Source organism: Desulfocastanea catecholica (genome assembly GCF_054657295.1).
Map to the genome: position 1 here is coordinate 1 of NZ_BAAHYZ010000071.1, position 4590 is coordinate 4590.

At 46.7% G+C, this 4590-nt stretch carries 6 protein-coding genes; 5 read left to right on the forward strand and 1 reads right to left on the reverse strand.

The annotated features are described in order from the left end of the window. Positions 1–45 precede the first annotated feature (45 nt). Positions 46–1479: a Fic family protein gene (locus ACYQ8U_RS22595; RefSeq protein ID WP_459947822.1), complete on the reverse strand. Its 1434-nt coding sequence runs from the start codon at positions 1477–1479 to the stop codon at positions 46–48. 261 nt (positions 1480–1740) lie between these two features. Between ACYQ8U_RS22595 and ACYQ8U_RS22600 the strand changes: the two genes are divergently transcribed. The 5 genes from ACYQ8U_RS22600 (at position 1741) to ACYQ8U_RS22620 (ending at position 4328) form a co-directional block, all read left to right on the forward strand. After that, positions 1741–1995 (forward strand): FitA-like ribbon-helix-helix domain-containing protein, encoded by a 255-nt coding sequence (locus ACYQ8U_RS22600; protein ID WP_459947823.1) that lies wholly within the window; start codon positions 1741–1743, stop codon positions 1993–1995. Continuing rightward, positions 1992–2411, forward strand: a complete 420-nt coding sequence (locus ACYQ8U_RS22605) for a type II toxin-antitoxin system VapC family toxin (protein WP_459947824.1) — start codon at positions 1992–1994, stop codon at positions 2409–2411. The genes ACYQ8U_RS22600 and ACYQ8U_RS22605 overlap by 4 nt, the downstream gene beginning before the upstream one ends. Positions 2412–2746: 335 nt before the next feature. After that, entirely contained in the window at positions 2747–2986 is a 240-nt protein-coding gene (locus ACYQ8U_RS22610) for an antitoxin (RefSeq protein WP_459947825.1), read from the forward strand. Position 2987: 1 nt separating this feature from the next. Continuing rightward, positions 2988–3395, forward strand: a complete 408-nt coding sequence (locus tag ACYQ8U_RS22615; RefSeq protein WP_459947826.1) for a type II toxin-antitoxin system VapC family toxin — start codon at positions 2988–2990, stop codon at positions 3393–3395. 582 nt (positions 3396–3977) lie between these two features. After that, entirely contained in the window at positions 3978–4328 is a 351-nt protein-coding gene (locus ACYQ8U_RS22620; protein ID WP_488193408.1) for a DUF4143 domain-containing protein, read from the forward strand. Positions 4329–4590: the final 262 nt, after the last annotated feature.

Below are 4590 nucleotides of genomic sequence, written 5' to 3' on the forward strand. Positions count from 1 at the left end.
GGAAGGGGTTTTACGGCGCGTTTGATAATTTTAGCTTACACCTTATTAACGCCAAACCTTTTCCCAATCCGCAAATTCCAACGGGCGTAATCCGTAACGGGCAAAATTTCCTTCATGCAGGTTGCTCAGCTCTGTCTCGACCACTTCAATAAAACGTGACTGATCACTGGGTGAAATATCTGTTTCAGACCTCCCGGCTATCCGGTGTGCGGCCTCACGTTTATCCATGCAATCACGCACCACCTCGGCCACGAGATTTTTTATTTGCTGCCGGTATCGCAACCTGAAAGGATCGGGCTCGCCGAGAGACTGTCGAATAGCAGAATAACGTGCACATGATCGTTGATAGGCCCAGATAAAGACATCACGCAGGAGTTCAACCCGGTTCAGCTCATAAACAGCCACTGTGCCGTCAATGTAGGCCCGATCCGGCACATCAAGGAATGAGAGAGGACAGAGATTCCGGCGGATCAACGGGATGTTGGCGGCAAGCCGCGAAACTCGTTTATTTACATCCAGAAACTGCTGAAGGTATGGTAGATGTACCATTGCAAAAAAGGCCTGTTCGAACGGATCCTCTATTTCTGACGCAAGGGTAAGGAGTTGTCCGAAACATTCATCTATTAGTTGCGGTGTTTCCAAAGGATGATACACAGACCCACCGATCATTACCGAGACTGTTCTCAATCGACCACATGCCTGCGGATCTGCCAGAAGATTGTTGGATAGCAAGGCATGCAGGTTAAGAATGGTGTATCTGTTGAATCCCACTTCGGCGGCCTGCTCGACTAAAAGTTCGATGGCGTCTTTGTGGTTAAGGAGCATCTGTGTTTCCATTTCCTTTTTGCCTTCTGCTGCTTCGCCTTGCTCAAGAAGGCGTTCGGTTTCTAAAAGCGAATAGGTATTCCCCTCCAATCGGCTGGAGTTCCACGAAAGATCGACTAATAATCGATTAAAGATCTGCCGCGCATAGGTTCCGGCTATTCGCTGCTCTTCCGGTGAACGCCCAATCTCGTATAGCCTCTGACGAGTTTCTACAGTAAGATAGAATGTGCTGTTCGGTCGGTATGAATCAAGAAAAGTGCGATTGTACCCAACAGGCTGACGGCCTTGGATAGGCTTGCGAATAGCCTTTTTACTCTCCTCTCCATCTGGTGATAGTGGAATATAGACTTCTCCGCGTGCGACGAATATATCGGGCTCTTCTCTTAAATTTGCCTCACCGGTAATTACAGGCAAACGATATCGACTGGCCCTGGCCCGCCCTTCCTTTGTGAGGCTCTTTTGCTCTACTAGTAATGCCAGACGCCTCTGCAAGGTCCGACGAGGGACTCTGCCCTCAAGCGTGGAATAGATTTCTTCAATGCCAGCTCCGCTAGGGAAGATGCCCACCACTTTTACAATGCTTTCCAAGTCGTTTTGAGATATTTGTTTTGGCATAGTTCCTTTATTATGGCGCGATTGCTGGAATTGCGCCATAATAAATCGTTCTTCTGGCGCAAAAAAACTATCGAGTCATTTAATTGGCGCAATTTCCATCGCAAATCAGTTTCAGGAAGAACCTTAAACGAGAAAGGTTGGAAACTGGCTATGACTATACCATTGGAAATATCCTGCTTTGGCTACTTGATCAAGCCACATCATCGGTCACGGCCTTTTTTGAAAAGGGTGCGACTCTTGCTTACTTGCTTGCATTGTGATATAGTGTAAGCAAATAAAGCTCAAAATGGAGGTGCAATCATGCCATCAATCACTGTCAGAAACGTACCGGATGAGGTTCATCGCGCTTTACGGGTTAGAGCCGCACAGCATGGTCGAAGCGCCGAAGCTGAAATTCGTGAGATACTGGAAAAGGCCGTCCAACCGGAAGGAAGGGTAAAACTTGGTTCTTTACTTGCTAACATTGGTCGCAAAATCAATTTGAGCGATGATGAATTTTCGGTTTTTGAGCAGAGCCGAGATAAATCTCCGGCCAAACCGGTGGATTTTGAATGATACTGTTAGATACAAATGTAATTTCGGAACCGTTGCGTCGTGCTCCTGATGCCCGTGTTATTAACTGGATTGACGCACAATCATTAGAAACGCTCTATTTATCAGCAATCACTGTGGCAGAACTACGTTTTGGAGTTGCAAACCTTCCAGTTGGAAAGCGACGAGATGAACTGCAAACCAGTCTTGAAAATCAAATCTTGCCGCTGTTTGCCGGACGTGTACGTCCGTTTGATATGGACTGCACGACCGCTTATGCTGAGCTCATGGCAAAAGCCAAATCTGCCGGCTTAGCAATTGCTGCAGCAGATGGATACATTGCGTCTATTGCGGCTACTAATCGATTTAGCGTCGCGACACGAGATGTCAGTCCATTCCACGCCGTAGGTGTCAACGTTATCAACCCTTGGGAGGATTAGAATGACTCTCAAGAAGTTAAAGTTACGGATAAATTATTCAGCTTATGCTTGCCAGTTCCTCTCTTTTCTATGGAAAAGTGAGCCGATGCAGGCAAGGATAAGCAAGGTCTGTCCTGGCAAAACCTTTTCATTGTAGCCAAATGATCAGTCTCGATAATAATAGCTATCTGGTTCCGATACTGCCCGGGAATACGGAATTGCTCCGACGAGGCTTCACTCTAGCTTTTCCCTCGGCCCCTATTTCTTGGCGTCAGCAATTTATTCTTGCCTCTAACTACAATGCGGACTACAATATAAGCATATGCCAAGGCCTATGCTTTCAACAGAGAGGGAATATGCAAACTGAAAGACACATCAAACTTTTTAAGAATGGACGAAACCAGGCGCTACGTATTCCCCGTGAATATGAATTGCCGGGAAATGAGGCGATGATTCGTAAAGAAGGGAACAAATTGATTATCGAACCTGTTCAACACCGCTCTTTGCTGAAGGTCATAGCCAACTGGCAGCCATTGCCTGATAAATTCCCCGATGTTGATGCAGGTTTACTGCCATTGGATGATATCGAGTTGTGAGATGGCTGATTTTACTTATCTTTTGGATACCAATATCCTGTCCAATCTGATTCGCGATCCGGCTGGTAGTGTTGCACAGCGAATTGCTGAAAAGGGTGAGGAAACGGTTTATACAAGCATCATTGTGGCATGTGAATTACGTTTTGGATCGGAGAAAAAGCAGTCTGCCTCGCTTCAGATGAGGGTTGAACAATTGCTCGCGGTCCTCGATGTACTTCCCTTGGATATAGATACGGATTTCCATTATGCCGAGATTCGTGTCAAATTAGAAGCGGCTGGTACTCCCATAGGCCCCAATGACTTGCTCATTGCGGCTCACGCCCGGTCACTGGACCTGATCCTCGTTTCCGCCAATGTCAGAGAATTTTCACGCGTTCCGGGATTATCAGTCGAAAACTGGCTAGAGTAGACATACTCGGTTTCCTGCCATGTCATTCATCAGAAGGAATAAAATTGTTACCGGCCTGGTAGGCTAACCGAACGAGAGCAGATTCTTCATATTAGCTCCAAATGCAACCAACTTCCATCATTCAACGAAAGGTTCTGCCGCTGACAAAAAAGGGAACGATTTTATTTTGCGTCACCCCCCGATTTGAAGTTGCCGAATCATATCTCATCAAGCTCTCGACGTCCAAAAATCGAACATTAGCTGTAGCGGCTTGCAAACAGACTGCCAACGGGCTCACACTATATGCCAATAAGATAGGGGTTAGCTCACAATAACCGCCAACGGGCTCAGATTAGCTGGAAACGGGCTCACGATATTGCCAATGGGCTCAAATTAATCGCCAAAAACAATTGCGCTGCTAGTTCTTGATCAAATCTATAATGGAATTCCAGCTGCCTGTAGCTCAGACTGAATTTCATGAGCCTGCCCTATGGCGCTCAGTTAAACTGACACAGTTTCACTCACCGCCATAGCGTCAAGACGCCCAAACTCCATCTGGGTGATACCGGACTGGCATGTACGCTGCTTGGCTTGGATGCGGAAATGCTGTGGAAGGATCGTGCTGTCTTCGGGCGGCTTCTGGAGACCTTCGTCTATCAAGAGTTGCGGCGGAATACAAGCTGGCAGGAGGAGACGATAATCTTCAGCCATTTCCGAGATAAGGACAAGGTCGAAATAGATGTAGTTCTGGAATCCGGCGGCCGTGTGGCAGGCGTTGAAGTGAAGGCCACTGCAACGGTAACGAATGATGATTTCAAAGGACTGCGTAAACTTCAGGATTCCGTTCAGGAAAGGTTCGCCGCCGGTGTGGTGTTATATGACGGTGGATCCGTTGTGCCATTTGGGAGCAATCTGTATGCCGTCCCTATCTCCTGTCTTTGGCAGACAAACTGATGTCTTAATCTTAAAGAAAGTGGTATGGCTCGAGAATTTTCTACCGGATTGAGGTCGCGACTGTATAGGGTCGTTGAACCTCAAATAGACGAAAAAATACTATAGGGGTCTGAGGGTCTGTGCACATTCGTATGGAAATAGGTGTTAAGGTTTGGATTGAGTAGGATTGACAAATATTTCTCACATTTGATCCATGACCTGAATCTGAGTTATCCGTTACCACGAGTTCACTTGTCGAACATCACCATACGAAATAATATTT

Coding starts and splice junctions, on each gene's coding strand:
- ACYQ8U_RS22615 (WP_459947826.1), top strand. CDS start 2,988: ATGGCTGATTTTACTTATCTTTTGGATACCAATATCCTGTCCAATCTG.
- ACYQ8U_RS22620 (WP_488193408.1), top strand. CDS start 3,978: ATGCTGTGGAAGGATCGTGCTGTCTTCGGGCGGCTTCTGGAGACCTTC.
- ACYQ8U_RS22595 (WP_459947822.1), bottom strand. CDS start 1,479: ATGGCGCAATTCCAGCAATCGCGCCATAATAAAGGAACTATGCCAAAA.
- ACYQ8U_RS22605 (WP_459947824.1), top strand. CDS start 1,992: ATGATACTGTTAGATACAAATGTAATTTCGGAACCGTTGCGTCGTGCT.
- ACYQ8U_RS22600 (WP_459947823.1), top strand. CDS start 1,741: ATGCCATCAATCACTGTCAGAAACGTACCGGATGAGGTTCATCGCGCT.
- ACYQ8U_RS22610 (WP_459947825.1), top strand. CDS start 2,747: ATGCAAACTGAAAGACACATCAAACTTTTTAAGAATGGACGAAACCAG.